The organism is Sphingomonas sp. GM_Shp_2 (assembly GCF_026540875.1).
GTDB lineage: Bacteria > Pseudomonadota > Alphaproteobacteria > Sphingomonadales > Sphingomonadaceae > Sphingomonas > Sphingomonas carotinifaciens.
This window is the reverse complement of record NZ_JALNUQ010000009.1, coordinates 24,469-50,912: the sequence shown is the minus strand read 5'-3', so window position 1 is coordinate 50,912 and position 26,444 is coordinate 24,469. Positions and strand designations below refer to the sequence as shown.

The window sequence follows — 26,444 nt, the reverse complement described above, 5'->3', positions numbered from 1 at the left end:
AGCATGCGATCCTCCATGACAGTCCGCCCTTCGCACACCATCACCCTTTCACCCGGTACGGCCCGGCTGCTCGATGCCGCGGTCGCGGGCGGCCAGTATGACGGGGCGGATGCAGCCATCGCTGCGGCACTGGCCGGGCTCGGCCGGGCCACGCCCGCGCCGCAGGATTGGCTGCCGGGCGGCGGGGAATGTGGCGACCTGATCCGCGCGCGCGACTGGAGCGCGACGTCGCTCGGCCCGCGCGAGCACTGGCACCCGGCACTGCGCTCCACCGTGTCCAACATCATCAACTCGCCGATCGCGAAGGTGCTGATGTGGGGGCCCGACCACATCATGCTGTATAACGACAGCTACCGCGAGATTGCCGGGGCCCGTCACCCCCAGGCGCTGGGCGGCACGGTGCCCGGCATCTGGCCCGAGATCTGGGACTGGAACCGTCAGGTCCTCGCCGCCGGCTTCCAGGGCGAGGTCCTGTCCTATCGCGACCAGCGCATGGTCCTGACCCGCAACGGCATGGCGGAGGAGGTCGTGTTCGACCTGTTCTATACGCCCATCTATCAGGACGGTGCGGTCGCCGGCGTCATGTGCACCGTGCTGGACAATACGCCGCGCATCGTGGCGGAACGACGCCTGGCGGACAGCGAGGCCGAGTTGCGGATCATCACCGACTCGCTGCCGGTGCTGGTCGCCTTTGTCGACCGGGACGGCGTGTACCGCTTCGCCAACAGCTTCTATCAGGACTTTCTCGGCATCGCGCCGGAGCAGGTGGTGGGTCGCACCATCGCGCAAGTGCTGGGCGAGGAAAGTCATGCCGTCCGCCAGCCACTGATCGCCCGCGCCCTGGCCGGGGAGACGGTGGTCGCCGACGTGTCGATCCGCCACCGCGACGGTGGCATCCGCCGGGCCGAGACCCGTTACCTGCCCCGCCGCGGCGACGATGGCGAGGTTCTCGGCTTCCACGTCCTGGTCTTCGACGTCGACGAGCGCATTCGCCATGCCGCGGCGCTGGAACAGAGCAACGGCCGTTTCCGCGCGGCGATGGATGCGGTGCACGGCGTGCTGTGGACCAACAGCGCCGATGGCCAGATGCTGGGCGAGCAGCCCGGATGGGCGGCGCTGACCGGACAGGCCTTTGAGGAATATCAGGGCTTCGGCTGGGCGCAGGCGGTCCATCCCGACGACATGGCCGCCACCGTCGCCGCCTGGCGGACCGCGGTCGCCGAGCGGTCGATGTTCGTCCACGAACACCGCGTCTGCCGGCATGACAAGATCTGGCGCACCTATGCGATCCGCGCGCTGCCCATCTTCGGGGCGGACGGCGCCTTGGTCGAGTGGGTCGGCGTCCACACCGACATCACCGAGCAGCGCGAGGCGGAGCAGGCGCTGCGCGATCAGGCCTCGATCCTGGCGCGGCAGGTCCGTCACCGCGAACGCGCCGAGGCACAGCTACGTCAGTTGAACGAGACGCTGGAGGCCCGCGTCATCGCCGAGATCGCCGAGCGCCGGCAGGCGGAGGTGGCGCTCGCCCAGGCGCAGAAGATGGAGACGATCGGCAAGCTGACCGGCGGCGTCGCGCATGACTTCAACAATCTGTTGCAGGTCGTGTCGGGCAATCTCCAGCTTCTCGCCACCGACGTGCACGGCAACGAGCGTGCCGAGCGCCGCATCACCAATGCCATGGCCGGCGTCACGCGCGGATCGAAGCTGGCGGCGCAACTGCTAGCCTTCGGTCGGCGTCAGGCGCTCGAACCCAAGGTCGTCAACGTCACCCGCTTCGTGCAGGGGATGGACGACATGCTGCGCCGTGCGATCGGCGAGGGGATCGAGATCGAGACGGTCGTCGGCGGCGGGTTGTGGAACACCTTTATCGATCCGACGCAAATCGAGAATGCGTTGCTGAACCTGGCGATCAACGCGCGCGATGCGATGGAGGGTACCGGCAGGCTGACCATCGAACTCGGCAATGCGCATCTCGATGACGACTATGCCCGCACCCATGACGAGGTGGTCCCCGGCCAATATGTCATGCTCGCCGTGTCCGATACGGGCAGCGGGATGAGCGCGGAGGTGATGGCCAAGGTGTTCGAGCCGTTCTTCTCGACCAAGAGCGAGGGCAAGGGCTCCGGGCTTGGCCTGTCGATGGTCTATGGCTTCGTCAAACAGTCCGGCGGCCATGTGAAGATCTATTCCGAGATCGGGCACGGCACCACGATCAAGCTGTACCTGCCGCGTGCGATGGAAGCCGAGGATATCGAGGTCGCGGTCGATACCGGGCCGATCGCCGGCGGCACGGAAACGGTGCTGGTGGTCGAGGACGACGATGCGGTGCGCGCCACCGTGGTCGAGCTGTTGTCCGAACTCGGCTACCGCGTGCTGAAGGCGGTGGATGCGCAAAGTGCGTTGAGCGTGATCGAAAGCGGCATTCCGATCGACATGCTGTTCACCGACGTGGTGATGCCCGGCACGCTGAAAAGCCCCGAGCTGGCGCGCAAGGCGCGGGAGCGGCTGCCCGACATCGCGGTGCTGTTCACCTCCGGCTATACCGAAAACTCGATCGTCCATGGCGGCCGGCTCGACAAGGGGGTCGAGCTGTTGTCCAAGCCCTATACGCGCGAGGCGCTGGCGCGGAAGTTCCGCCACGTTCTCGCCAATCAGAGCCAGCGGCGCCTGGCCGAACGCCCGCGCATGCCCGCCACCGCGACACCGCTGGCGGACGGCCTCACCATCCTGCTGGTCGAGGATGACGAATTGATCCGGACCAGCACGGCCGAGGCACTGCAGGCGGGCGGCTTCGTCGTGGTCGAGGCGGGCAGCGCGGAGGAAGCGCTGACCGCGCTACAGACCGCGCCGATCGACGTGCTGGTCACCGACATCAACCTGCCCACCATGTCCGGGATCGAGCTGGCGCAGCGGGCACGCGCGGTGCGGCCGCTGGCGGGGATCGTCTTTGCCACCGGCGATGCCGCCGCCGTCCGCGACGCCATGCCGCCCGAGGCGATGCTGCTCACCAAACCCTATGGCGCGGACCGGATGATCGAGGCGATCCGCAGTGTCGCGGCGCGGCGCGAGCGGACCGGCGCGACCGTCTGAACATCTTCCACATCATCTTAGATCAATGACCTACGTTACTGATAAATAACGCAGCCATGCTGCGACTTCGCTTGGCGTAGACGGTTTATCCTTCGCACGGACGTGTGAAACGTTGCGGAGGACCACCCATGTATTATCACGACAAGCGGCTTCAGTATCCGGTCACCGTCGACAAGCCCGATCCCGCCTTTGCACGCATGCTGCAACAGGCGATCGGCGGCGTGGAGGGCGAGATCCGCGTGTGCATGCAGTATTTCTTCCAGGCCTGGGGCAACCGGGCGCCGACGCCGAAATATCGCGACATGCTGCTCCACACCGCGACCGAGGAGATCGGCCATATCGAGATGCTGGCGACCGCGGTCGCGCTCAACCTCGACAAGGCGCCTGCCTCGCTACAGGAAGAGGGTGCCGCCGACGGCATCGTGGGCGCGGTGATGGGCGGCGGCAATGGCCGCCACGCGATCGAGGGCATGATCCACAAGAACCTGCTGTCGACCGGTCTCGCCGCGATGCCGGTGGACTCCGACGGCGTACCCTTCAACATGAGCCACATCTATGCCAGCGGCAACATCGCCGCCGACATGTATTGCAACGTGGCGGCGGAAAGCACCGGGCGCGTGCTGGCGGTGCGCCTGTTCAACGCCGCGCATGACGAGGGCATGAAGAAGATGCTCCATTACATGATCGCGCGCGACACCATGCACCAGCAGCAGTGGCTGGCGGTGCTGGAGGAACTGGGCGGCCCCTCGGCCAACCTGCCGGTCCCCAACTCCTTCCCGCAAGGTATGGAGGATCAGGCGAACAACTACAACTTCTACGCCACCGCCGCCGACGGATCGGTGCCGGAGGGACGCTGGACCGATGGCCCGACCATCGATGGTCGCGGCGACTTCACCGTCTTCCAGAACAAGCCGCTGGGCGAGGAGCCCATCCTCGGCCCCGCCCGCCCCGACAGCGCGGCGCAAAGCCAGCAGATCGGGTGAGGTTGTGCGCGGCCCCCATCATCGGGGCCGCGCATTTCAGTTCATTCCCAAGCCATTAACCTATGTACGAGCGGCAGTTTCTGTGCCCTTCATGATCGATCGTGAAGGGACCTACCATGAATAACCCACTGATCCGGAAGCTGGAACAGTTCACGCGACTGTCCGGCTCGGACCGCACGATACTCGACGAATTGGCCAGCACCGGCATCCGCCGGCTCTCGGCCCGTCGCGACCTGGTTCGCGAAGGCGAAAAACCACGCGCGATCAATCTGATGCTCGATGGCTGGGCGTTCCGCTACAAGATGCTGGAGGATGGCCGGCGGCAGATCATCTCGTTCTTCCTGCCCGGCGACCTGTGCGACCTGAACATCTATCTGCTGCGCGAGATGGACCATTCCATCGCCGCGCTCACCCCGCTGACCTTCTGCGAAATCCCGCGCGATACGTTCGAACAGGTGACCGAGCGCCCGCGCATCGTGCAGGCGCTGTGGTGGGATTCGCTCGTCGCCGCCGCGATCCAGCGCGAATGGACGGTCAATCTTGGCCAGCGCAACGCGCTGGAGCGGATCTCGCACCTGATCTGCGAACTCTTTTTCCGCATCCGCGGCGTCGGCCTGAACGACGACACCAGCTTCTTCTGCCCGATCACCCAGAACGACCTGGCGGAAGCGACCGGCATGACCTCCGTCCACGTCAACCGCACCTTGCAGGAACTGCGCGGGCGCGGCCTCGTCCACTGGAAGGGCAAGCAGGTGGAGATACCGGACCTCGGGGCCTTGTGCCAACTGGCTCTCTTCAACCAGAACTACCTCCATCTCGACCGCGAAGGAGCGCATCTGGACGCCAATGACTGAAACGCTGCGCCTCCAGCCCGGTCCATCCCCCGAAGCCAGGACATGGCGCGTGCTGGCGCGTGCCGAGGCGGAGGGCTCGGATCTCTGGCAGGTGCTGGCCGATCAGATCGCCCGGTCGGGGCTGGCGGAGTCGGTTGCGGTGGCGGCGAACAGACCTGAGCCACAGTGGATCGCCCATACCGGCCCGTGGCGCCCGGCGGGGGGCGTCGCCCCGCCGCGCCTGCCCGACCGATGCGGCCTGCGGTCCGCCGAAGCGGCGGAACCGGCAGCTTTTCGGCCCGAGGGTTCGATCGACCGCGCCATATTGGTGGTTTCGCCTGGGGCCGCGTCGCAAACGGTCTGGCTGTTCGCGGACAGCTTCACGCCCGCCGCGACCACGCTCATCGTCCGGCTGGTCGAGGGGATTGCGGATGGCGATGATCCCCGCTGCGTGGTCGGTTACGGCGTCGACGGCATCCCCGTGGTGCGCGAGGTCAATGCCGCCTTCTGCCGCCGCACCGGTCTGGCCGTCTGGCCGGGAACGCCGTTGTCCGGCGTTTCGCCCCGCTTCCTTCAGATGGGCATGCGCAATCCGCTGACCGTGATGGTGGAGGGCTGGCCACAACCCTTCCGCCTGTTCGCCTGTCCCGTCGCCGGCGATCCCGAGCCTTTGGTGGCACTGGTTCCCGCACCATGCTGGGGAACATCGCCGACGCACGCCACCACCATCGCGACGCCGCAGCCGCGCGTCGATCATCAGCATCACGTCCGCAACATGCTCGCCGTCGTCCGCTCGATCGCGCGGCGGACGCGCAGCAGCGACGGCGAGGCCTGGGATCATCTGGACGGGCGCCTGAACGCCTTTACCCGTATCCAGGCGCTGATGACCTATGGCACCGACGACGCCATCGACCTGCACGCGATCGTCGACGACGAACTGCGCGTGCAACCCGGCGACCGGGTCAGCGTCAGCGGTCCCAGGGTCTGCCTGCCGCCGCGCATCGCGGAACGCCTCGGCCTCGCCATCCATGAATTGACCACCAATGCGGTGAAGTTCGGCGCGATGGGACAGGACGGCGGGCGGTTGGCGGTGCGCTGGACGGCCGGCGAGATGCTGACGCTGCACTGGCAGGAAAGCGTGATCGACCCCCTGCCCCCGCCCGGACCGCCGGGGTTCGGCACAGAACTGATCGAGGAGCTGCTACCCTATGAGTTGCAGGCCGAATGCACGCTGGACCTGCATGCGCGCGGCCTTTCCTGCACGATCACCATACCCCTGCCGCAGGGCGCTCAGGCGGGCAGTTCGCGATAAAGCCGCAAGGCGGCGGGCACCTGTTCCGGCGTCTCACCGCGTGCGATGGCGTAGGCGGCCTGCACGGCCGCGCCCAGGCTGCCGGTATGGAACGGCTTGGCGACGCAGCCGATGATCAGCGGATGGCCGCCATCCGCCGGACAATTGCCGCTGAGGAATATGCACGGCACGCCGCGATCGGCCAGCGCCGTGGCCGCCGTAATCCCGCTGTCGCCATCGGCCAGCTTCACGTCGCACACCACCAGATCGGGCCGATCCTGTTCGGCCAGGTCGAGCGCGCTGGCAACGGTATCGGCGATGCCGACCACCCGGTGCCCGTGCAGCGTCAACGCATCCTCGACCAGCATCGCGACCAGCGCCTCGTCCTCGATCACCAACAGGTCGAGCGTCCGCGCGTCGGTCATCAGATCAGCCGCGATCGGCATAGGGCATCACGACGACCAGCCGGTCGTCCCCTTCGGCATGAACGTCGGCGCGCACCTGATGCCGCAAGCCGGCGAACATCCGGGCGTCCGCACCGGACAAGGTATCTAGCCCCCACATAGCGCCGTCAAACGACAGGCGCATGGCTTCGTTCCCGCTGGGGCCGACGCTTATCCGTGGTTTGTCGCCATGCCGCTTCAACAGCGCGTGGAAAAGCAGCGCCGCCGCCGCGGCCTGTTCCACCGGCGCCTCGAACCGCCCGGCCACGGCGATGCCCGCCTCCGCGCCATGCACCTGCTGGAAAACCCCGGTGAACAGCGCCGCCAGATCGACCTCGCCCAGCCCGACCGTGTCGTAGAGCGGGCGATGGGCGCTCGCCAGCACCTGCAGCCGCTCGGTCGCCCGGTCGAGCGCCGCCCGCGCCGGCTGGTCGGCCTGGGCACGTGCATCGACCGCCACCAGCCCGATCGCCACCTGCAGCGCGTTACGCACCCGGTGGTTCAACTCCTCCAGCAACCGCGCCTGCGTCTCGATACCGGCCCGCAACGCTTCCTCGATGCGCAGGCGATGTTTCGCCAGGGCGACATAGTGGCAGATCGTGTGGAGGAACCGCAGTTCGTCCTCGGTGAACCGATCCGCCCAGCGCCGGCCGAAGCCCAGCGTACCCAGCAGGTCGCTGCCATGGATGAGCGGCGCACAGGCATAGGCATCCAGTCCCAGGTCGCGCACGAAGTCATAGAGCGAGTCGCTCGACCGCTGCACGCCGACCGCGTGAATGGCCTTTCGCGTGCTGGCGGCACAACCGCACACCGCCTGCCCCAAGGCCAGTTCGCGGCCGTGCTCGGCCTCCTGCGCCGTCAGCCCGCCATGCGCCTCCAGGACCAGGCGATCGCCCTCCAACCGATAGTTGAAAAAGACGTCCAGTCGCAATTCGGTACGGATCAGTTCGAAAAGTTCGTCGATCATCCGGGCGGGATCGTCCGCGCCCATCAATCGGTCGGTCACCTCTGCGATCAGCGTCAGATATCGCCGCGGAAGCGAGGGGTCGATCGCTGCATCGTCAGTCGGCGTAGCGGTGGTATCGTTCCACACAGGTCCAGCCATGGATGTGCGGATAATCCCATCGGGTCATGCTGCGCAACCGTTTCGACGAGAATAATTATCGAGCTATTGCAGCAGCTTGCCCGCATCTCGGCGCGAAAGCCGCCGTGCGGCATCACCGTCATAGGTCGGCGCGCGGCCGGATCGGGTCAGGATTGGAATGGTGGAGCCGAGGGGGATCGAACCCCTGACCTTCGCAATGCCATTGCGACGCTCTCCCAGCTGAGCTACGGCCCCGGTTTCGCGCGGAACCACGCGAAGATATGGTCGGACGGTCGGGATGGTGGAGCCGAGGGGGATCGAACCCCTGACCTTCGCAATGCCATTGCGACGCTCTCCCAGCTGAGCTACGGCCCCTTATCCGTCCGGGAGGCAGCCCAGTAGCGGGGCCGCCCGATCTTGGCAAGCGCCCTTTCGGGGCGCCTGCCAAGTTATCCACAATTATCGCGGATCAACCGCGATATCGGTCGATCAATGCTCGTCGTCTTCCTTGGACGCCTCGACGCCCAGATCGTCGTCACCGCCCAGATCGACCTCGTCATCGGCCGAGGGCTCTTCGTCCTCACCGGTGATGTCCAGATCCTCGTCGTCCCCGCCCAGATCGGAATCGGGCTTGGCATCGGGCTTGGCCTGCTCGAAGGGCAGCGGCTGCTTGGACTTCAGGATCGGTTCCGGCTCCCACTGCGTGCCGCAGTTGATGCAGGTGACGGGATCGTCCTTTTCGAGGTCGTAGAAACGCGTCGCGCATTTCGGGCACGTACGCTTCGTGCCCCATTCCGGCTTGATCATGCCGTTCAACACCTTTCGGATTGGGATTTCGCGGGAGGTTCCCCCACGAACTGGTGCGCGCCTTGCCATAGCGCAAGGCGGCTGTCAAAAGCCCGCGCCCATGGCGCATTCTTCTTCGCAACCCCGCACGATCGCATCCCGCGGCCCCTTGAACGGCACCGTCGCGGTACCCGGCGACAAGTCGATCAGCCATCGCTCGCTCATGCTCTCCGCGCTGGCGATCGGTGAAAGCCGCGTCGACGGCCTGCTGGAGGGCGAGGATGTGCTTGCCACCGCCGCCGCGATGCGGGCGATGGGGGCGGACATCGTGCGCGAGGACAGCGGCACCTGGCGTATCCACGGCGTCGGCGTCGGCGGGCTGCTCCAGCCGGCGGGCGCCCTTGATATGGGCAATTCCGGCACCTCGACCCGGCTGCTGATGGGTCTGGTCGCCTCCCATCCGATCACCGCCACCTTTGTTGGCGACCCTTCGCTCTCCGCGCGCCCGATGGGCCGGGTGATCGAACCGCTGGCCGAGATGGGCGCCAGCTTCTCGGATACGCCGGGCGGGCGCCTTCCGCTGATGGTGCGCGGCATCGCACCGGCAGTGCCGATCCGCTACACGCTGCCCGTGGCTTCCGCCCAGGTGAAGTCGGCGATCCTGCTCGCCGGGCTCAACACGCCCGGCGTGACCGAGGTGATCGAGCCGATCGCGACGCGCGATCATAGCGAGCGCATGCTGCGCGGCTTCGGCGCGGACCTGACCGTGGAGGATATGCCGGAGGGCAAGCGGATCGCGATCCGCGGGCAGGCGGAACTGCGTCCGCAGGCGATCACCGTCCCGGGCGATCCCTCGTCCGCCGCATTCTGGCTCGTCGCCGGCTCGGTCGTGCCGGGATCGGACATCACCATCACCAATGTCGGCATGAACCCGACGCGCACCGGTATCATTACCGCGCTGAAGATGATGGGCGCGGACATCACCGAGATCGCGCCGCGCACCGTCGGCGGCGAGCCGGTGGCCGATCTGCGCGTCCGCCATGCGAGCCTGACCGCGATCGAGGTGCCGCCCGAACTGACGCCGAGCATGATCGACGAATATCCCGTGCTGTTCGTCGCCGCCGCCTTTGCGACCGGCACCACCGTGGCGCGCGGCGCGCACGAACTGCGCGTCAAGGAGTCGGACCGCATCGCCACCATGGCCGCCGCCCTGAACGCCTGCGGGGTCACCACGCGCGAGTTCGAGGACGGCCTTGCCGTCGACGGATCGGGCGGCGATCCCCTGCCCGGCGGCGCGACCATCGCCACCAGGCTCGACCACCGCATCGCGATGAGCATGACGGTCGCGGCGCTTCATGCGCGAGCGGCGATCACGCTGGACGATGCCGCGCCGGTCGGCACCAGCTACCCGATCTTCTTCGCCACCCTCGATCGCCTGATGGGAACGGACGCATGATCATTGCCGTCGATGGACCCGCCGCCAGCGGCAAGGGAACGATTGCCAAGGCGCTCGCCCGCCATTTCGGCTTGCCGCATCTGGATACCGGGCTGCTCTACCGGGCGGTCGCCGCCACCGTTCGCCGGCTCGACCTCGACCCCACGCGCGAGGCGGATGCGGTCGCTGCCTGCGATTTCGACGAACTGACGCTGGCCGATCCGGCGCTGCGCGATGACGAAACCGGGCAACTCGCCTCGATCGTGTCGGCGCATCCGCTGGTCCGTGCGGCCCTCCTCCAGCGGCAGAAGCGGTTCGCGCATCAGCCTGGCGGCGCGATCCTGGACGGGCGCGACATCGGCACCGTCATCGCGCCCGACGCCGATGCCAAGCTGTTCGTGAAGGCCAGTCCCCAGGTGCGCGCCCGCCGCCGCCACGCCGAACTTGCCGGCCGCGGCAGCGAGGCGAGCTTCGACCAGGTGCTTGCCGACATCCGGGCCCGCGACGCCCGCGACAGCGCCCGTGCCACCGCCCCCCTCACCCAGGCCGCCGACGCCGCCGCGCTCGACACCAGCAACCTGACGATCGACGCCTCCGTCGCCCGCGCCATCGCTCTGGTCGAGGCCCGCCTCGCCGCCCGCGCCGCCGACGCCTGAGAGGCTGCTTGGAAATTGGCGAAAGAGCCAATTTCGGGCGGTGCCGGCCCGCTCCCCCACCCGACCTCCCATCAAGGATACTCTGTGGGAGGTCGGGTGGGGGAGCGGGCTGGCACCGCGAAATCCGCTCACAGCGCATTTCCAAACGGACTCTGAGTCCACGCCGGGGCCGACCTTGCCCCGGGCTCCGATTTGACGTATATCAATGGCATCCTGCGGGCTCGGACTCGCGGAGGCAGGCGCGTCGGGCATGGCCCCACGCGCCATTTTCGCATTGATGACCGAATGATCGTCGGTGCGGGCCTTTGCGGGAAAACGGTCCGTATGGATGCCGCATCGGCATGGGGCCGGCGCGGCAGTTTGTGGCCAAGACCAGCGGAACCAACCGCTTGGCCGGAAACGACCAACCAGGAACGTTAAACCCTTATGGCAACCCAGGTACAGCCCACCCGCGACGATTTCGCGGCGATGCTCGATGACATGTTCGGCGGCGCCGACAGCTTCGAGGGTCGCGTCGTGCACGGCACCGTGACCGCGATCGAAAACGACCTCGCCGTCATCGACGTCGGCTTGAAGTCCGAAGGCCGCGTGCCGCTCCGCGAGTTCGCCGCCCCCGGCCAGAAGGCCGATCTGAAGGTCGGTGACGAAGTCGAAGTCTATGTCGACCGCGTCGAGAACATGCATGGCGAAGCGATGCTCAGCCGCGATCGCGCACGCCGCGAAGCCGCATGGGACAAGCTGGAACTCGAATTCTCGAAGTCGGCCCGTGTCGAGGGCGTAATCTTCGGCCGCGTGAAGGGCGGCTTCACCGTCGACCTCAACGGCGCGGTGGCCTTCCTCCCCGGCAGCCAGGTCGACATCCGCCCCGTGCGCGACGTCACCCCGCTGATGGACATTCCGCAGCCCTTCCAGATCCTGAAGATGGACCGCAAGCGCGGCAACATCGTCGTGTCGCGTCGCGCCGTTCTCGAAGAAACCCGCGCCGAGCAGCGTTCGGGCCTCATCCAGAGCCTGGCCGAGGGTCAGATCATCGAGGGCGTCGTCAAGAACATCACCGATTACGGTGCGTTCGTTGATCTCGGCGGCATCGACGGCCTGCTGCACGTCACCGACCTCAGCTACAAGCGCGTCAATCACCCGTCCGAGATGATCAACATCGGCGACACGGTGAAGGTGCAGATCATCCGCATCAACAAGGACACGCAGCGCATCTCGCTGGGCATGAAGCAGCTCGAGAGCGATCCGTGGGACGGCGCGAGCGCGAAGTACCCGGTCGGCGCCAAGCTGTCGGGCCGCGTCACGAACATCACCGAATATGGTGCGTTCGTCGAGCTGGAGCCGGGCATCGAGGGCCTGGTCCACGTGTCGGAAATGTCCTGGACCAAGAAGAACGTCCATCCGGGCAAGATCGTGTCGACTTCGCAGGAAGTGGACGTGGTGGTGCTCGAGGTCGATCAGGACAAGCGCCGCATCTCGCTGGGCCTGAAGCAGGCACAGGCCAATCCGTGGGAGGCGTTCGCCGCCGCGCATCCGATCGGCTCGACCGTCGAGGGCGAAGTCAAGAACGCGACCGAGTTCGGCCTGTTCATCGGCCTGGACAACGATGTCGACGGCATGGTCCACATGTCCGACATCGCATGGGGCGTCTCTGGTGAAGACGCGCTGGCGCTTCACCGCAAGGGTGAGAGCGTCCAGGCGATCGTGCTCGACATCGATCCGGAGAAGGAGCGCATCTCGCTCGGCATGAAGCAGCTCGAGCGTGGCGGCCCCGTCGTCGGCAGCCCGGCAGCCGCCGGCGACCGCCTCGGCAAGAATCAGGTCATCACCGTCACCGTTCTCGAAGTCCGCGACGCGGGCCTCGAAGTGCAGGCGGGCGACGATGGTTCGACCGGCTTCATCAAGCGTACCGATCTGGGTCGCGACCGTGACGAGCAGCGCCCCGAGCGCTTCCAGGTCGGCCAGAAGTTCGACGCCATGGTGACCGGCTTCGACCGCTCCAAGAAGCCGACCTTCTCGGTCAAGGCGATGCAGATCGCCGAAGAGAAGCAGGCTGTGGCGCAGTATGGCTCGTCCGACTCGGGCGCGTCGTTGGGCGACATCCTGGGTGAGGCACTGAAGGCCCGCGGCCAGAAGTAATTTACCGTCGAGGCGGGCGTCTTGTGTCGTTATGGCACAGGGCGCCCGCCTTTTTTTATGGGTGAAGAGATTTTCATGCAGCAAAATATTCATTATAACGTTTGCATAAGGGGCTGATAATCGGAGGGGTTGTTGTCGATGATCCGGTCGGAATTGGTGCAAAAGATCGCGGGCGAAAATCCGGAACTCACGCCACGCGAAGTTGAGTTGATCGTGACGACGTTTTTCGACTCGATCATCCGGCGTTTGAGCGAGAATGGTCGCGTGGAACTGCGCGGCTTCGGCGCCTTCTCCACCCGCCCCCGCGATGCCCGCACCGGCCGGAACCCGCGCACCGGCGAACAGGTCGCCGTCGATGCCAAGCGGGTGCCTTATTTCAAACCCGGCAAGGAAATGCGCGCACGCCTGAACGTGTGACGGGTGGATGCCGATGTCGATCACGGCTTGACGCGCGCGCCGCGCTCGTCTTGGTCAGACATCGTGTGCGGGCGTGGCGGAATCGGTAGACGCTGCCGACTTAAAATCGGCTTCCCATGGAGTGCGGGTTCGAGTCCCGCCGTCCGCACCATTGCGGTCGCGCTGGCTCTTTTGTTCTCCGGCTGCGAGCGCCGCCGTGACAGCGGCCCGGTGATCGTCAGTGCCATCGGGCAGCCGCCGGCTGCCGGTCACCGCGATTGGCCGCAGCGACTGCTGGTCGACGCCACCGCCCAGGGGCTTGTGCGCTTCGATGCCGCTGGCCAGATCGAGCCGGGGCTGGCCGAGCGATGGATCGTCACCGACAATGGTGGCTCCTACATCTTCCGCCTGCGCGAGGCGAGCTGGGCGGATGGTCGCCCGGTGACCGCCGAACAGGTGGTGGATATCCTGCAGGGTCGCCTGCGCGCCGCGGCCGATCATGCGCTGCTGCCGTTCCTGACCGCGATCGACGAGGTCGTGGTGATGACGCCGCAGGTGATCGAGGTCCGCCTTGCGCGACCCCGCCCCGATCTGCTCAAGCTGTTCGCACAGCCCGAACTCGCCATCATCCGTTCGCGCACCGGTGGCGGCACCGGGCCGATGCGCGTCTCCGCGCTACGCTCCGCCGCTCCCCTCCTCCGCCCCATCTCCGACCCCACCCGCGCCGAACCCGAAGACAGCCCCACGCCCACGCCGGAGGAAGAGGTCAGCCTGATCGGCGAGCGGGCGTCGCTGGCGTTGGTACGGTTCGGGCGGCGGGAGTCGGATCTGGTGAGCGGGGGCACGATCGCCGACTGGCCGCTCGTCGCACTGAGCGGAGCGCCGCCGGCGACGGTGCGGCTCGATCCGGCGGCCGGTCTGTTCGGGCTGGCGGTGGTGCGGCGCGAAGGCTTTCTGGCCGATGCGGCGAACCGTCAGGCGCTGTCGCAGGCGTTCGACAGGGCGACGCTGGTGGCGAGCCTGGCGCGCGGGTGGGAGCCGATGGACAGGCTGCTGCCCGAGACGCTGGACTCGGGCGCGCCGCCGCAAGTGCCTGGCTGGTCGCTGCAAACGCTGGATCAGCGCCGCGCCGATGCGCGCACAAGGGTCGCCGGCTGGGGCAGCCCGGTGCGGCTGGCAATCGCCCTTCCCGACGCGCCGGGCACCCGGCTGCTTTATGCGCAGATCGCCGCGACCTGGCAGGCGATCGGCATCGGCAGCGTCCGGGTCAAACCCACCGAGCCGGCCGATCTGCGACTGGTGGATGCGGTGGCGCCGTATGACAGCGCGCGCTGGTATCTCGCCACCGCCTGCCGCCCGTGCAGCGAGGCGGCGCAAGCGGCGCTGGAACAGGCGCGGCTGGCCCCGACACTTGGCGACCGGGCACAGGCGCTTGCCGCTGCCGATATCGCGATGAACCAGGACGCGGCCTTTATCCCGCTGGCACGCCCACTGCGCTGGTCGCTGGTGGCATCGCGACTGCGGCAATGGCAACCCAATGCGCGCGCCTGGCATCCATTGAACCGGCTGCGTGCCGACACCAATTGATCGTCATGACCGCACGCATCGATCCCCGCATCTTCGACAGCCTTCCCATGGGTCGCGACGTGGCTTCGGTCCGGCGCCGGATCGAGGCGCTGGAGGCGGTGCTGGAGCGGATGTTCGTCATTCCCGGCATCAACCGTCCGGTCGGGCTCGACGTGATCGTCGGCCTGATCCCGGTGGTCGGCGATGTCATCGCGGCGGCCATGGGCAGCTGGTTGGTCTGGGAAGCACGCAACCTGGGGCTGTCCAGGTTCCAGATGGTGCGGATGATGGGAAATGTCGGCTTCGACGCCGTGCTGGGCCTGGTGCCGTTCGTCGGCGATGCGGCCGACATCTATTTCCGGTCGAACACCCGTAACCTGCGCATCATCAGGCGCCATCTGGACAAGCATCACCCCGCCGGCGTCGTGCTGGAGGGGTGAGCCGGTCGGTCAGCGTCCGCCGCGCCAGATCCTGAGCGACGACGAGGGGCTGACCCCGCCCTGATGCGCCGGGCAGCGCGTGTAGCGGAACGCGGTATCGAGGCAGATCCACAGTTCGTCCAGCCAGCCGTCACGGGTGGCGGTCACCCGCATCATGTCCGCCCGCAGGCCCGGATTGGCGCGTGCCATCGCCTGCGCAAAGCCCCCCGCGGTCAGGTCGCGCCGCGACAGCGCCTCCATGTCCGGATAGCGCAGCCGCCCGTAAAGCGCGTTGGACTGACGGAAGTAGCGCGCCGGGCTGTACCCGCTCATGCAGGTGCCATGCTTGGCCCATTCATGCTGCATCAACTGCGCCGACGGGGTCGCACAGATATGCCGGCGAACCACCGCAGCCGGGATTAGCCCGGTCGGGCGGCAATATTGCGGCCATGTTGCTCCCTTGCCGTCAGGCCAAAGCCCATGCAGCGTGAAGCCGAAGCGGTTGGCCGAGCCGCATTGAAACGACCCGCCATCGCCATGATCCCGGCAATATTGCGGGCTCCAGGTGATCGCCAGCGTATAGCTGCCGATCGGAACCACGCGGCGCGGCTGCTTGTCGGTGGGCAGGTCGGGCCGGATACGCTGCGGCGCCTGCGGCGCGGAGCAGCTATAGGCCTGCGCCTGCGCCGCGACCGGCGACAGCAGCGCGGCGGCGGCCAGCCCGCGCAGGATCATGTGCTTCATCGTCATGCCACAGCCTCCGCCCGGGCCCGGAACCAGGCGCGCGCATTGGGCCGGAACAGCAGCACCAGCCCGGCAAAGGTCAACAGCCCCTGCACCGTGTTGAGCACGCCGAGCAGCCCGATCGCCAGCACGCCGGTGGCGACCTGATACAGCAGCGACACCAGCCCCAGCACGGTGAGCGCCGCAAGCAGCCCCAGCGCCACCCGGCTGCCGCCCCGCGTCGTGCACAGGATCAGCAGGATATACAGGCCGACCAGAAAGGCGGTGATGCCCGCGGTCAGCCCCGCACCGTACAGCGCCACCATCTCGCTCCACGCCATCGCCGATGTTATGATCAGCAGCAGCGTCGCGGCGAGGTACAGCCACTCCGCCGATATGATTGCCTTGGGACGCACCCGGATAGTCTCCCTTGATTGATGGCGGACGATAGCGCCGCCGGACCGGAGCACGCAATCGTCAGAGCGCGGCGAAATCCAGTCCGATGTCGGCGGCCGGCGCGGACTGGGTCAGGCGGCCGACGCTGACATAGGTGACACCCGTCGCCCCGATCGCGCCGATCGTCTCCAGCCGGACACCGCCCGAAGCCTCGGTCGGCACGCGGCCACCTACCAGTGCCACCGCCTCCCGCAGCGTCGCGGGGTCCATATTGTCGAGCAGCAGGTGGGTGGCGCCGGCGGCGATCGCCGGCTCGACCTGGTCGATCCGGTCGACCTCCACGATGATGCGGGCGATGCCGGCGGCGCGCGCCCGCTCCACCGCCGGTGCGACGCCGCCTGCGACCGCGACATGGTTGTCCTTGATCATCGCCGCATCCCACAGTCCCATGCGGTGGTTCTGCGCACCGCCGGTCCGGGTGGCGTATTTTTCCAGCAGACGCAGGCCGGGGATCGTCTTGCGGGTGTCGAGCAGGATCGCGCCCGTGCCAACCAGCGCATCCACATAGGTCGCGGTCATGGTGGCGATGCCCGACAGATGCTGCACCGTGTTGAGCGCGGAGCGCTCCGCGGTCAGCATCGCCCGCGCGCGCCCCTCCAGCCGGAGCAGCGGCGTGCCGGGTTCGACGCGGGCGCCGTCCTCCGCCAGCCGCGTGATGGCGACCTCCGGATCGAGATGGCGAAAGAACGCCTCGGCCAGCCAGAGCCCGGCGACGACGATCGCATCGCGGCTCGCCATCGTGCCGACGAACCGCGCATCGGCAGGAATGACCGCGGCTGAGGTGATATCACCCGCCGGCCCCATATCCTCGGCCAGCGTGGCGGCGACGAATGCGTCCCGGTCGAATCCGGGCAGGTCGGGGGTCATGGCAGCGAACACCTATTGCAACTCTCGGGCCGTGCCGATGCCACGCGCGGACGGCCTGCGCCAGTCAGATCATAGCGCCAGCCCGACCCGGTAGATGCGATTGGCATTGCGGCCGAACAGGTCGCGCCGTTCGTCATCGCCGAAATCCGACAGGATGGCGTGAAGCGCGTCCATGTAGCGATCGATGGGCGCGAACAGCATGTCGGTGGGCGCGTCGCTGGCGACCATGCAACGCTGTGTCCCGAACAGGTCGATGGCCTGGCGGAGGAACGGGCGGACCTGTTCCTGCGTCCAGTCGCGCGCGATGAAGCCGAGGCCCGACAGCTTGATCGACACCTGCGGCAAGGCCGCAAGGGCGGCAAGGCCGGCGCGCCATGTTGCAATACCGTCCGGATCGGACAGCACCGGCATGCCCAGATGATTGACGATGACGGGCACCCGGGGATTGTCGGCGAACAGCGGCACCAGCCCCGCCATCTGCCCGGGATAGCATTGCAGGTCGAACGACAGGCCATGATCCGCCAGCTTCCCGAAGCCCGCACGCCAGCCATCGTCCCGCGTCAGGTCGCGCGGCGTGTAGCTGCGCCCGGCATCGGGGTGCCAGTTGACGATGTGCCGGATGCCGCGCACGCGGGGGTGCCGGGACTGGGCGGCCAGATGCTCGTCGATCGCGGGATCGTCCAGCGCGGCAAAAGCGACGATCGCGTCGGGCAGTCCCGACGCCCCCGCCACCTCCTCCAGCCACGCCGTCTCCGCCAGCGCATCGCCGGGGTCGGCCCCCGCATCAACATGCACCGCGCCGACGACCTGCCACCGCGCCAGCGCCGCCCGGTAGTCGGCGGCGCCGAAATCCTGCGCGATCGCGGCCACGCTGCCGTTCGGCCCGTCCTCGGCAAAGGGTGGGGTCAGCCATGGGTAGCGCAGGCGCGACAGGTCCCACAGATGGATATGCGCATCGAGAAAGGAAACCGTCATGCCCCGCGCCCTCAGAAGGTGGTTCGCCCGCCCGACGTGTCAAAGGTCGACGCCGTGGTGAAGCTGCATTCCTCCGACGCCATGAAACACACCATCGCGGCCGATTCATGCACTTCGCCCAACCGGCCCATCGGGATCTTGCCGCGCATGTAATCGACCTGACTTTGCGGCAGTTGCGCCAGGATCGGGCTTTCGAAGGTGGCCGGGGTCAGCGCATTGGCGATCACCCCCTTGCCCGCCAATTCCTTACCCAGCGACTTGGTCAGGCCGATCACCGCGGCCTTGCTGGCGGAATAGGCGGAGGCGTTCGGGTTGCCCTCCTTCCCGGCCACCGAGGCGACGTTGACGATCCGGCCATAGCCATGGTCCAGCATCAGCGGCACCACCGCGCGACAGCAATAGAACAGGCCGTTGACGTTGATGTCGATCACCCGTCGCCAGCTCTCCAGCGGATATTCGTGGACGGGTCCGGTCGCCCCGGTGATCGCCGCCGAGCAGACCAGGATGTCGACCCGGCCCAGCGCCTCCGCGCTCGATGCCGCCGCGGCCGCGACCGCATCCGCATCGGTCACATCGAGGGCCACGATATGCGTCGCGCCCGTCTCGGCCTGCGCCTCCGCCAGCCTGTCGGCATCGACATCCCACAAGGCGGCCGTTCCACCCTCTGCGATGATGCGGCGGGCGACTTCCTTGCCCAGCCCCGACGCACCGCCGGTGACGATCGCGGCGCGCCCCGTGAAGCGCCCGGGAAACAGGCTCATGCCGGCACCCCCTCGCCCAGGTCGCGCCAGGCGATCACGTCCTGCCGCTGCGTGCCGAGGCCTGCTATCCCCAGTTCCATGACGTCGCCCGCCTTCAGATACACGGCCTGCGGCTTCTTGCCCTCGCCGACGCCGGGCGGGGTGCCGGTGATCAGCAGGTCGCCGGGATACAGCGTGATGTAGCGGCTGACATAGGCGATCAGCTGGCGGATGGTGAAGATCATCGTGCGGGTGTTGCCGGTCTGCATCCGCTGGCCGTTCACGTCCAGGTGCATGTCCAAGTCCTGCGGATCGCCCACCTCGTCGGGCGTCACCAGCCACGGGCCGACGGGGCAGAAGGTGTCATGCCCCTTGCCCTTCGACCACTGCGTGCCCCGCTGCTTCTGGTTGAAGCGTTCGGACACGTCGTTGGCGAGCACATAGCCGGCCACGCGGTCCAGCGCCTCGTCCTCGGAGACATAGCGGCAGGTGCGCCCGATAATGACGCCCAGTTCCACCTCCCAGTCGCCATGGGAGGCGTCCTGCGGCAGCATCACGGGATCGTTGGGCCCGTTCAGGCTCGACACCGCCTTCATGAACATCATCGGCTCGGTCGGGATCGGCAGATTGGATTCGATCGCATGATCCTCGTAGTTCAGCCCGATCGCGACGATCTTGCCGATGCCGTTCACCGGCACGCCGTAGCGCGGGGCGCCCTCCACCACCGGCAGCGTCGCCGGATCGGCGGCGCGCGCGCGGGCCAGCGCTTCCACGGTGATGTCGTCGACCACGCCGGACAGGTCGCGGATCGTGCCGTCCTCGCTGACGAGGCCGGGCTTTTCCTGGCCGGGCTGGCCAAAGCGGCAAAGCTTCATGGCAATGTCTTTCGCAATCAGTGGGTGTAGGGGCGATGCATGGCGATGTCGCGGTTCAGCTCGACGCCGAAGCCGGGTGCATCCAGTGCGGAGGCGCGCAGGCGCCCGTTCTCCGGCACCGGCTCGCCCAGCAGTTGCGGCGCGAACATCGGCACCACCTCGGTCGGGCCGGGGTGCATCATCAGGAACTCGGCAAAGGGCGAGTTGTGGCGCGTCACCACGAAATGATAGCTGTAGACCGACGATCCGTGCGGCACGACCATCTTGCCATGCGCATCGGCCAGCGCGCTGATCTTCAGCAGTTCGGTGACGCCGCCGCACCAGCCGACATCGGGCTGGATGATGTCGCACGCGTCCATCTCCAAGAGCATGCGAAAGCCCCAGCGCGTCGCCTCATGCTCGCCGGTGGTGACCAGCATGCCCTTGGGCACGTTGCGCTTGAGCTGTTGATAGCCCCAATAATCGTCGGGGCTGATCGCCTCCTCGATCCATTTCAAGCCATGTTCGTGCGCGGCGATGGCGAGCCGGGTGGCATAGTCCACGTCCAGCGCCATCCAGCAGTCCCACATCAGCCAGAAGTCCGGGCCGACCCGCGCGCGCATCTCGGCCAGTTCGGCGATGTTCTTCTTCAACCCCTCGATCCCCTCGGCGGGGCCGTGGTGGAGCGGCATCTTGCCCCCGATGAAGCCCAGGTCCCTGGCGATGTCCGGCCGCGCGCCGGTCGCGTAGAATTGCAGCTCGTCGCGCACCGCACCGCCCAGCAGATGGTAGACCGGCTCCTGCCGGAGCTTGCCGAGCAGGTCCCAAAGTGCCAGATCGACGCCGGAAATGGCGTTCACCACCAAACCCTTGCGGCCATAATATTGGGTCGAGAAATACATCTGGTCCCAGATCTTCTCGTAATCGGTGGGCGCCCGCCCCTCCAGGAACCGCGCAAGATGCTTCTCGACGATATAGGCCGCCGGCTCGCCCCCCGTCGTTACCGCAAAGCCGATCGTGCCGTCCCCCGCCTCGATCTCCACCACCAGCGTGCCCAGCACGTTGATGCCGAAGCTCTGCCGGGACTGGCGGTATTCCGGATAGCGGCTCATCGGAGTGGCGATGTGGTCGTCGATCCAGTGTCCGGCGCCCTGGTCATGGTAATCGGCGCCGCCACCGCGCACGGTGAACGCACGAACATGCTTGATCTTGGGCAATTGCGCGATCGGCACGCTATGAACCTCCCCGTTTACGGATCGGGCCGCGAATGCGACCCTGACCTTGGAACTGGCTATTTCTCATTTTGTGGAATAGAGATCTAATTGATGGAAACTGCCACGTCAAACCCCGACATGGGCTCGCGCGTCGAAAAACTGACGGTGGCGCTGTTCGTTACCTGCCTGGTCGATGCGATGCGCCCGCAGATCGGCTTTGCCGCGCTGCGCACGCTGGCGGCGGCGGGCTGCGAGGTGGTGGTGCCGCGCGCGCAGACCTGTTGCGGACAGCCGGCGCTCAATTCCGGCGACCGCGCAACCGCGATCGACCTGGCGCGGCGGACGATCGCCGCGCTGGAGGGCTATGACCATGTCGTCATCCCGTCGGGCTCCTGCGCCGCGACGATCCGGGTGCATTACCCCGAAATCCTGCACGACGATCCCTTATGGTCGCCGCGTGCCGAGGCACTGGCCGCGCGAACCTGGGAGATCCTCGCCTATCTGGACGAGGTGCGCGGCTGGCGGCCCGACGCGGTATCCCTGCCCGCCACCGCCACCTATCACGACAGCTGCTCTGGGCTTCGCGAACTGGGCGTCAAGCGCCAGCCGCGTCGCCTGCTCGGCGCGGTCGCCGGGCTTTCGCTCAAGCCGCTCGCCGGCGAGGAGACCTGTTGCGGCTTCGGCGGCACCTTCTGCGTCAAATATCCCGCCATCTCCAACGCGATCGTCGGCGAGAAGGCGGCGGCGATCGATGCCGCCGGCGCGGACCTGCTGCTGGCGGGCGACCTAGGCTGCCTGATGAACATGGCCGGCAAGCTTCACCGCGAGGGCTCGCCCGTGCGCGCCTTCCACACCGTCGAGATACTGGCGGGCATGGGCGGCGGCCCGGCCATCGGGGAAGAGGCATGACCGGCTTCAAGACGCGCACCGCCGCCGCGCTGGCCGACCCGCTGCTGAAGGTCGCGGTGGAGCGCACCGCCGGCACCGCCGAGGCCAAGCGCGCGCTGGCCGTCGATGCCTTTGCCGGGTTCGAGGATGCCCGCACCCGCGCCGCAGCGATCAAGGACCATGTGATCGCCAATCTCGACACCTATCTGGAACGGTTCGAGACGAACGCGACCGCCGCCGGCGCCACCGTCCACTGGGCGCGCACCGCGGACGAGGCCTGCGCGATCGTGGTCGACCTGTGCCGCCGCGCCGGGGCAAGGACCGTCGCCCGCTCCAAATCGATGCTGGGCGAGGAGATCGGCCTGCCCCATGCGCTGGCCGAGGCGGGTATCCACCGGATCGAAACCGACCTGGCCGAACACATCATCCAGCTGGCCGACGAGCGTCCCTCGCACATCATCTGGCCGGCGATGCACAAGACGCGCGAGCAGGTCTCCGCCCTGTTCACGCAGCACCACCGCGCCCCCCATGTCGAGGAAACCGTGGCCGCGATGGCGGAAAGCGCCCGGCGCGAACTGCGCAGCGGCATGCTGGGCGCCGATGTCGGCATATCGGGCGCCAACTTCCTTGTCGCCGATACCGGCGCGATCTGCACCGTCACCAACGAGGGCAATGCCGAACTGTCGCTGGTGCCGCCGCGCATGCATATCGTGACGGCGGGGATCGAGAAGATCGTCCCCTCCATGGCGCATGCCACCCATATGCTGCGCCTGTTGTCGCGCTCCGCCACCGGTGCCGCGATGAGCCAATATACCACCTTCTACGCCGGGCCGCGGCGCGGAGGGGATCGCGACGGGCCGGAGGAAATGCACATCGTGCTGGTCGACAACGGCCGCAGCCGGATGCGGGACGAAGGACTGGCGGAAATGCTGCGTTGCATCCGCTGCGGCGCGTGCATGAACCACTGCGTGGTCTTTCGCCAGATCGGCGGCCATGCCTATGGCAGCACCTATCCCGGCCCGATGGGCGCGGTCCTGACCCCGGCGCTGGACGGGCTGAAGGGCAATCAGGACCTTGCCAGCGCCTGCACGCTCAACGGCAAGTGTCAGGAGGTGTGCCCGGTCAAGATCCCGCTACCGACGCTGCTGCGCGGCTGGCGCGAGCGAAGCTGGCGCGAGGGGCTGGAGCCGATGAGCGTGCGGCGGGGCATCGCCGCCTGGGCCTGGGTCGCGCGGCGCCCCGCCTTGTACCGGCTGGCGGTGGGCAGCGCGCTGCGGGCGATGCGGCTGACGGCGGGCGCAGGCGGCTGGGCGAGGCGCCTGCCGCTTGCCGGCGGCTGGACCGACCACCGCGACTTCCCCAAGCCGGCGGCAAAAAGCTTCATGGATCGCTACGGTGCGGGAGAACGCTGATGACCGCACGTGAGGCCATTCTCGGCGCCCTGCGCGGCGCCCCCGTCGATCCCGCACGGCTGGATGCGGAGGCCGCGGCGCTCGTCGCCCGGGTCGAGCGGCCCGCGGTCGACCCCGGCGCGCTGTTGCCCGCCTTTCTCGATCGGCTTGCGCAGCCGGGCCTCGGCGCGACCGTGGCGCCGATCGCGGGTTTCGACGCGCTCCCCGCTGTGGTTGTCGCCTATATGGCCGAACATGGCCTGCCGCGTGCGCTCTACCTGCCACCCGATCCACGGCTGACGGCGGCGGACTGGCGCGACTTCGACCTGCGCCCGTCCTCCGCACCCGACGAGGCGGTGGTGGTCGCCGTCGCGCGCTGCGGCGTGGCCGAAACCGGCTCTCTGGTCATGGAAACCGCACCCGCCGCGCCGATGCTGCCCAACTTCCTCGGCCTGCATCATCTGGTCGTCGTGCCACGCATCGTCGCCTATCTGGAGGATGCGCTACGCTCCATTCCAACACCGCGCGCGCATTACTGGATCACCGGCGTATCCGGCACGACCGATATCGAGGGCAGCTATGTCCGCGGCGCGCATGGCCCGCGCTTCCTCCACGTCCTGCCGCTGGATGGTGCCTGACCGATGGAAAGCCGCCACGTCCCGCGGTAAGGCGCGGCGATGATCCGCGTCACCGAACTCAAACTGCCGCTCCACCACCCCGACGAGGCGCTGGCCGCCGCGATCCGCCAGCGGCTGCGCATCACGCCGCGCGACATGATCCGCTTTGCGGTCGCGCGCCGCGCCCATGACGCGCGGGACAAGACCAACATCCTGCTCGTCTACTCGGTCGACGTCACGCTGAAGAACGAGGCGGCGGTGCTGGCCCGCTTCCGCAAGGACCGCAACGTACAGGTGACGCCGGACACGCGCTACCGCCCGGTCGGCACCGCCGCGCCCGACGCGCAGCGCCCGGTGGTGATCGGTGCCGGCCCCTGCGGCCTCTTCGCCGGGCTGATCCTGGCACAGATGGGATACCGCCCGATCATCCTCGATCGCGGCAAGGTGGTGCGCGAACGCACACAGGACACCTGGGGCCTGTGGCGGCGCAGCAAGCTGAACCCGGAATCGAACGTGCAGTTCGGCGAGGGCGGCGCCGGCACCTTTTCCGACGGCAAACTCTACAGCCGTATCAAGGACAACCGCCATCTCGACCGCAAGGTGCTGACCGAGTTCGTGAAGGCCGGCGCACCGCCCGAGATCCTCACCGAGGCGCATCCGCATATCGGCACCTTCCGCCTGGTGAAGATGGTCGAAAACCTGCGCCAGACGATCGAGGATCTGGGCGGCGAATATCGCTTCTCGACGCGCGTCGACGGGCTGGACGTGGAAACCGACGGCACCGGCCAGCGCCATATCCGCGGGCTGCACCTGCATGACGGCGGCTATCTGGCGGCATCCCGCGTCGTTCTCGCCATCGGCCACAGTGCGCGCGACACCTTCGCCATGCTCCACGAAGCGGGCGTCTTCGTCGAGCCCAAGCCCTTCTCGATCGGCGTGCGCATCGAACATCCGCAAAGCTGGATCGACCGCTCGCGCTTCGGCGCCGATGCGGGCCACCCGATACTCGGGGCGGCGGAATATCACATCTCGCACCACTGCTCGAACGGGCGCACCGTCTACAGCTTCTGCATGTGCCCGGGCGGCACCGTGGTCGCCGCCACCTCCGAGGAGGGCCGGGTCGCCACCAACGGGATGAGCCAGTATTCGCGCAACGAGCGCAACGCCAATTCCGGCTTCGTCGTCGCGATCGACCCGGCGCGCGATTATCCCGGCGATCCGCTCGCCGGCATCGCGCTGCAACGCCATTGGGAGGAACGCGCCTTCATCGCGGGCGGATCGAACTACAAGGCACCGGCGCAGCGTCTCGGCGACTTTCTCGCCGGGCGTCCCTCGACCACGCTCGGCTCGGTCGTGCCCTCCTACCGCCCCGGCGTGACGCCGACCGACCTCGCCGAATGCCTGCCCGACTTCGCGGTGGCGGCCATGCGCGAGGCGCTGCCCGTGTTCGGCCGCCAGATCGAGGGGTATGACCATCCCGACGTGGTGATGACCGGCGTAGAGACGCGCACCTCGTCCCCCGTCCGCTTCACCCGCGACGAAGGCTTGCAGAGCCTCAACACCGCCGGCCTGTTCCCCGCCGGCGAGGGCGCGGGCTATGCCGGCGGCATCCTTTCCGCCGCGGTCGACGGCATCAAGGTCGCAGAGGCGGTCGCGCGCAGCATGGCCGCGGCATGAGCCGGGTCATCCTGTTCAACAAGCCCTATGACGTGCTGAGCCAGTTCACCGACCGGAACAGCCCCAGCCCGCGCGCCACGCTGTCGGACTATGTGCAGGTGCCGCACGTCTACCCCGCCGGCCGGCTGGACCGTGACAGCGAGGGGCTGTTGCTGCTCACCGACGACGGCCGCCTTCAGGCCCGCATCGCCGACCCGAAGTTCAAGGCGCCCAAGACCTATCTCGTCCAGGTGGAGGGTATCCCGGACGACAATGCGTTGGCGGCCCTGCGCGGCGGCGTATCGCTGAAGGACGGCCCGACCCGCCCCGCCGAGGTCGAGCGCATCGACGACCCCGCGCTGTGGCCGCGCGATCCGCCGATCCGCGTCCGCCTCAGCATTCCCGACAGCTGGCTGCGCCTGACGATCCGCGAGGGTCGCAACCGGCAGGTCCGCCGGATGACCGCCGCGGTCGGCCACCCGACGCTGCGCCTGATCCGCTGGCGCATCGCCGACTGGACGCTGGCCGACATCGCGCCGGGCAGCTGGCGCGACGCATGAAGCTGTTCTTCGACGGCGGCCTGCGCCCGCATGGCATGGAACTGGCCGTGGTCGTCGGCGGACACAGCATCGTCCAGCAGGGTCTCGGCCCCGGCACCAGCATGGACGCCGAATGGCTGGCCCTGATCCATGCGGTGCGCACCGCCCATCGGATGAAGCTGACCGGCGCGGTCCTGCTCGGCGACGCCGCCGCCGTGATCGCGCAGGCGAACGAAACGCAGCGTATCCCGGCATCCTGCGTCGCCCACCACCATCTGTTCCAGACGATGGAAAAGCCCGGCGGCCGCCTGCGCATCCGCTACATCAAGCGTACGCAGAACCTCGCCGGCATCGCGCTTGCCCGGTTGCACGAACGCTGAATTTGCCGATTGCCGCATCTGCCGCC

Annotated in this window: 26 protein-coding genes and 3 tRNA genes; 17 read left to right on the top strand and 12 right to left on the bottom strand. The window is 67.8% G+C overall.

Features of this window, described 5'->3' with window-relative positions:
- The first annotated feature begins 15 nt into the window (after positions 1-15).
- The 4 genes from OXR08_RS05325 to OXR08_RS05310 all read left to right on the top strand — a co-directional run bounded on the left by OXR08_RS05325 (position 16) and on the right by OXR08_RS05310 (position 6,218).
- The gene (locus tag OXR08_RS05325) at positions 16-3,090 is read left to right on the top strand and encodes a PAS domain-containing protein (protein WP_267348333.1); all 3,075 of its coding nucleotides are present in this window, start codon (positions 16-18) and stop codon (positions 3,088-3,090) included.
- Between the two features lie 128 nt (positions 3,091-3,218).
- A complete protein-coding gene (locus OXR08_RS05320) occupies positions 3,219-4,073 on the top strand; it encodes a manganese catalase family protein (protein WP_164727753.1) in 855 nt (284 codons plus the stop codon).
- Positions 4,074-4,189: 116 nt separating this feature from the next.
- Positions 4,190-4,927: a Crp/Fnr family transcriptional regulator gene (locus OXR08_RS05315; protein WP_112382307.1), complete on the top strand. Its 738-nt coding sequence runs from the start codon at positions 4,190-4,192 to the stop codon at positions 4,925-4,927.
- Complete coding sequence (locus tag OXR08_RS05310; RefSeq protein WP_267348329.1) at positions 4,920-6,218, top strand: HWE histidine kinase domain-containing protein; 1,299 nt, start codon at positions 4,920-4,922, stop codon at positions 6,216-6,218. The genes OXR08_RS05315 and OXR08_RS05310 overlap by 8 nt, the downstream gene beginning before the upstream one ends.
- Here OXR08_RS05310 and OXR08_RS05305 read toward each other — a convergent pair.
- From OXR08_RS05305 to OXR08_RS05285, 5 genes are all read right to left on the bottom strand, one after another.
- Positions 6,197-6,622 (bottom strand): response regulator, encoded by a 426-nt coding sequence (locus OXR08_RS05305; protein WP_267348327.1) that lies wholly within the window; start codon positions 6,620-6,622, stop codon positions 6,197-6,199. The genes OXR08_RS05310 and OXR08_RS05305 overlap by 22 nt on opposite strands.
- A gap of 4 nt (positions 6,623-6,626) precedes the next feature.
- Positions 6,627-7,745 carry a histidine kinase dimerization/phosphoacceptor domain -containing protein gene (locus OXR08_RS05300; RefSeq protein ID WP_112382310.1) on the bottom strand — a complete coding sequence of 373 codons (1,119 nt, stop codon included), beginning with the start codon at positions 7,743-7,745 and terminating at the stop codon, positions 6,627-6,629.
- A gap of 158 nt (positions 7,746-7,903) precedes the next feature.
- A tRNA-Ala gene (locus OXR08_RS05295) sits at positions 7,904-7,979 on the bottom strand.
- Between the two features lie 44 nt (positions 7,980-8,023).
- Positions 8,024-8,099, bottom strand: a tRNA-Ala gene (locus tag OXR08_RS05290).
- 114 nt (positions 8,100-8,213) lie between these two features.
- Positions 8,214-8,531, bottom strand: coding sequence for a TIGR02300 family protein (locus tag OXR08_RS05285; protein WP_112382623.1), 318 nt, complete (start codon positions 8,529-8,531; stop codon positions 8,214-8,216).
- Positions 8,532-8,631: 100 nt separating this feature from the next.
- Here OXR08_RS05285 and aroA point away from each other — a divergent pair, with 100 nt between their 5' ends.
- The 7 genes from aroA (at position 8,632) to OXR08_RS05250 (ending at position 15,139) form a co-directional block, all read left to right on the top strand.
- A complete protein-coding gene (aroA, locus tag OXR08_RS05280) occupies positions 8,632-9,966 on the top strand; it encodes a 3-phosphoshikimate 1-carboxyvinyltransferase (RefSeq protein WP_267348323.1) in 1,335 nt (444 codons plus the stop codon).
- Positions 9,963-10,601, top strand: a complete 639-nt coding sequence (cmk, locus tag OXR08_RS05275; protein WP_267348321.1) for a (d)CMP kinase — start codon at positions 9,963-9,965, stop codon at positions 10,599-10,601. The genes aroA and cmk overlap by 4 nt, the downstream gene beginning before the upstream one ends.
- Before the next feature lie 426 nt (positions 10,602-11,027).
- Complete coding sequence (gene rpsA, locus OXR08_RS05270) at positions 11,028-12,737, top strand: 30S ribosomal protein S1 (protein WP_112382313.1); 1,710 nt, start codon at positions 11,028-11,030, stop codon at positions 12,735-12,737.
- Between the two features lie 138 nt (positions 12,738-12,875).
- Positions 12,876-13,154, top strand: coding sequence for an integration host factor subunit beta (gene ihfB / locus OXR08_RS05265; protein WP_112382624.1), 279 nt, complete (start codon positions 12,876-12,878; stop codon positions 13,152-13,154).
- A 67-nt stretch (positions 13,155-13,221) separates the two neighbouring features.
- Positions 13,222-13,305 (top strand) — tRNA-Leu (locus OXR08_RS05260).
- Between the two features lie 59 nt (positions 13,306-13,364).
- On the top strand, positions 13,365-14,720 hold the full coding sequence (locus tag OXR08_RS05255) for an ABC transporter substrate-binding protein (protein WP_267348317.1): 1,356 nt from the start codon (positions 13,365-13,367) through the stop codon (positions 14,718-14,720).
- Between the two features lie 5 nt (positions 14,721-14,725).
- Positions 14,726-15,139 (top strand): DUF4112 domain-containing protein, encoded by a 414-nt coding sequence (locus OXR08_RS05250; protein ID WP_267348315.1) that lies wholly within the window; start codon positions 14,726-14,728, stop codon positions 15,137-15,139.
- A 9-nt stretch (positions 15,140-15,148) separates the two neighbouring features.
- On the opposite strand, the gene OXR08_RS05245 is transcribed toward OXR08_RS05250, so the two are convergent.
- The 7 genes from OXR08_RS05245 to rhmD form a co-directional block, all read right to left on the bottom strand.
- On the bottom strand, positions 15,149-15,862 hold the full coding sequence (locus tag OXR08_RS05245) for a ribonuclease T (RefSeq protein ID WP_267348405.1): 714 nt from the start codon (positions 15,860-15,862) through the stop codon (positions 15,149-15,151).
- A 2-nt stretch (positions 15,863-15,864) separates the two neighbouring features.
- Positions 15,865-16,257 carry a hypothetical protein gene (locus tag OXR08_RS05240; RefSeq protein ID WP_112382316.1) on the bottom strand — a complete coding sequence of 131 codons (393 nt, stop codon included), beginning with the start codon at positions 16,255-16,257 and terminating at the stop codon, positions 15,865-15,867.
- 61 nt (positions 16,258-16,318) lie between these two features.
- Positions 16,319-17,164: a carboxylating nicotinate-nucleotide diphosphorylase gene (gene nadC, locus OXR08_RS05235; RefSeq protein WP_267348312.1), complete on the bottom strand. Its 846-nt coding sequence runs from the start codon at positions 17,162-17,164 to the stop codon at positions 16,319-16,321.
- Positions 17,165-17,233: 69 nt separating this feature from the next.
- A complete protein-coding gene (locus tag OXR08_RS05230) occupies positions 17,234-18,139 on the bottom strand; it encodes an amidohydrolase family protein (RefSeq protein WP_267348310.1) in 906 nt (301 codons plus the stop codon).
- Positions 18,140-18,150: 11 nt separating this feature from the next.
- Positions 18,151-18,900, bottom strand: coding sequence for an SDR family NAD(P)-dependent oxidoreductase (locus OXR08_RS05225; protein ID WP_267348308.1), 750 nt, complete (start codon positions 18,898-18,900; stop codon positions 18,151-18,153).
- Positions 18,897-19,754 carry a fumarylacetoacetate hydrolase family protein gene (locus tag OXR08_RS05220; protein WP_267348306.1) on the bottom strand — a complete coding sequence of 286 codons (858 nt, stop codon included), beginning with the start codon at positions 19,752-19,754 and terminating at the stop codon, positions 18,897-18,899. Before OXR08_RS05220 ends, OXR08_RS05225 begins: the two co-directional genes overlap by 4 nt.
- Positions 19,755-19,771: 17 nt before the next feature.
- The gene (rhmD, locus tag OXR08_RS05215) at positions 19,772-20,965 is read right to left on the bottom strand and encodes an L-rhamnonate dehydratase (RefSeq protein WP_267348304.1); all 1,194 of its coding nucleotides are present in this window, start codon (positions 20,963-20,965) and stop codon (positions 19,772-19,774) included.
- Positions 20,966-21,085: 120 nt separating this feature from the next.
- Between rhmD and OXR08_RS05210 the strand changes: the two genes are divergently transcribed.
- Genes OXR08_RS05210 through OXR08_RS05185 form a run of 6 tightly spaced genes read left to right on the top strand, consistent with a single transcriptional unit; the run spans position 21,086 to position 26,418 of the window.
- Positions 21,086-21,856, top strand: a complete 771-nt coding sequence (locus tag OXR08_RS05210; RefSeq protein WP_267348302.1) for a (Fe-S)-binding protein — start codon at positions 21,086-21,088, stop codon at positions 21,854-21,856.
- On the top strand, positions 21,853-23,247 hold the full coding sequence (locus tag OXR08_RS05205; RefSeq protein ID WP_267348300.1) for a lactate utilization protein B: 1,395 nt from the start codon (positions 21,853-21,855) through the stop codon (positions 23,245-23,247). Before OXR08_RS05210 ends, OXR08_RS05205 begins: the two co-directional genes overlap by 4 nt.
- Entirely contained in the window at positions 23,247-23,864 is a 618-nt protein-coding gene (locus OXR08_RS05200; RefSeq protein WP_267348298.1) for an LUD domain-containing protein, read from the top strand. The genes OXR08_RS05205 and OXR08_RS05200 overlap by 1 nt, the downstream gene beginning before the upstream one ends.
- Positions 23,865-23,903: 39 nt before the next feature.
- Positions 23,904-25,520 (top strand): NAD(P)/FAD-dependent oxidoreductase, encoded by a 1,617-nt coding sequence (locus tag OXR08_RS05195; RefSeq protein ID WP_267348296.1) that lies wholly within the window; start codon positions 23,904-23,906, stop codon positions 25,518-25,520.
- Positions 25,517-26,059, top strand: coding sequence for a pseudouridine synthase (locus OXR08_RS05190; RefSeq protein WP_267348294.1), 543 nt, complete (start codon positions 25,517-25,519; stop codon positions 26,057-26,059). Before OXR08_RS05195 ends, OXR08_RS05190 begins: the two co-directional genes overlap by 4 nt.
- Positions 26,056-26,418, top strand: coding sequence for a hypothetical protein (locus OXR08_RS05185; RefSeq protein WP_267348293.1), 363 nt, complete (start codon positions 26,056-26,058; stop codon positions 26,416-26,418). The genes OXR08_RS05190 and OXR08_RS05185 overlap by 4 nt, the downstream gene beginning before the upstream one ends.
- Positions 26,419-26,444 lie beyond the last annotated feature (26 nt).

Bases quoted from the DNA above. Each gene is read 5' to 3' on its own strand.
- OXR08_RS05200 (WP_267348298.1), top strand. From the start codon at position 23,247: ATGACCGCACGTGAGGCCATTCTCGGCGCCCTGCGCGGCGCCCCCGTC.
- OXR08_RS05315 (WP_112382307.1), top strand. From the start codon at position 4,190: ATGAATAACCCACTGATCCGGAAGCTGGAACAGTTCACGCGACTGTCC.
- ihfB (WP_112382624.1), top strand. From the start codon at position 12,876: ATGATCCGGTCGGAATTGGTGCAAAAGATCGCGGGCGAAAATCCGGAA.
- OXR08_RS05250 (WP_267348315.1), top strand. From the start codon at position 14,726: ATGACCGCACGCATCGATCCCCGCATCTTCGACAGCCTTCCCATGGGT.
- OXR08_RS05220 (WP_267348306.1), bottom strand. From the start codon at position 19,754: ATGAAGCTTTGCCGCTTTGGCCAGCCCGGCCAGGAAAAGCCCGGCCTC.
- OXR08_RS05320 (WP_164727753.1), top strand. From the start codon at position 3,219: ATGTATTATCACGACAAGCGGCTTCAGTATCCGGTCACCGTCGACAAG.
- OXR08_RS05230 (WP_267348310.1), bottom strand. From the start codon at position 18,139: ATGACGGTTTCCTTTCTCGATGCGCATATCCATCTGTGGGACCTGTCG.
- OXR08_RS05185 (WP_267348293.1), top strand. From the start codon at position 26,056: ATGAAGCTGTTCTTCGACGGCGGCCTGCGCCCGCATGGCATGGAACTG.
- OXR08_RS05195 (WP_267348296.1), top strand. From the start codon at position 23,904: ATGATCCGCGTCACCGAACTCAAACTGCCGCTCCACCACCCCGACGAG.
- OXR08_RS05205 (WP_267348300.1), top strand. From the start codon at position 21,853: ATGACCGGCTTCAAGACGCGCACCGCCGCCGCGCTGGCCGACCCGCTG.
- OXR08_RS05225 (WP_267348308.1), bottom strand. From the start codon at position 18,900: ATGAGCCTGTTTCCCGGGCGCTTCACGGGGCGCGCCGCGATCGTCACC.
- nadC (WP_267348312.1), bottom strand. From the start codon at position 17,164: ATGACCCCCGACCTGCCCGGATTCGACCGGGACGCATTCGTCGCCGCC.
- OXR08_RS05285 (WP_112382623.1), bottom strand. From the start codon at position 8,531: ATGATCAAGCCGGAATGGGGCACGAAGCGTACGTGCCCGAAATGCGCG.
- OXR08_RS05325 (WP_267348333.1), top strand. From the start codon at position 16: ATGACAGTCCGCCCTTCGCACACCATCACCCTTTCACCCGGTACGGCC.
- OXR08_RS05190 (WP_267348294.1), top strand. From the start codon at position 25,517: ATGAGCCGGGTCATCCTGTTCAACAAGCCCTATGACGTGCTGAGCCAG.
- OXR08_RS05245 (WP_267348405.1), bottom strand. From the start codon at position 15,862: ATGAAGCACATGATCCTGCGCGGGCTGGCCGCCGCCGCGCTGCTGTCG.
- OXR08_RS05300 (WP_112382310.1), bottom strand. From the start codon at position 7,745: ATGGCTGGACCTGTGTGGAACGATACCACCGCTACGCCGACTGACGAT.
- cmk (WP_267348321.1), top strand. From the start codon at position 9,963: ATGATCATTGCCGTCGATGGACCCGCCGCCAGCGGCAAGGGAACGATT.
- rpsA (WP_112382313.1), top strand. From the start codon at position 11,028: ATGGCAACCCAGGTACAGCCCACCCGCGACGATTTCGCGGCGATGCTC.
- OXR08_RS05210 (WP_267348302.1), top strand. From the start codon at position 21,086: ATGGGCTCGCGCGTCGAAAAACTGACGGTGGCGCTGTTCGTTACCTGC.
- OXR08_RS05305 (WP_267348327.1), bottom strand. From the start codon at position 6,622: ATGACCGACGCGCGGACGCTCGACCTGTTGGTGATCGAGGACGAGGCG.
- OXR08_RS05310 (WP_267348329.1), top strand. From the start codon at position 4,920: ATGACTGAAACGCTGCGCCTCCAGCCCGGTCCATCCCCCGAAGCCAGG.
- aroA (WP_267348323.1), top strand. From the start codon at position 8,632: ATGGCGCATTCTTCTTCGCAACCCCGCACGATCGCATCCCGCGGCCCC.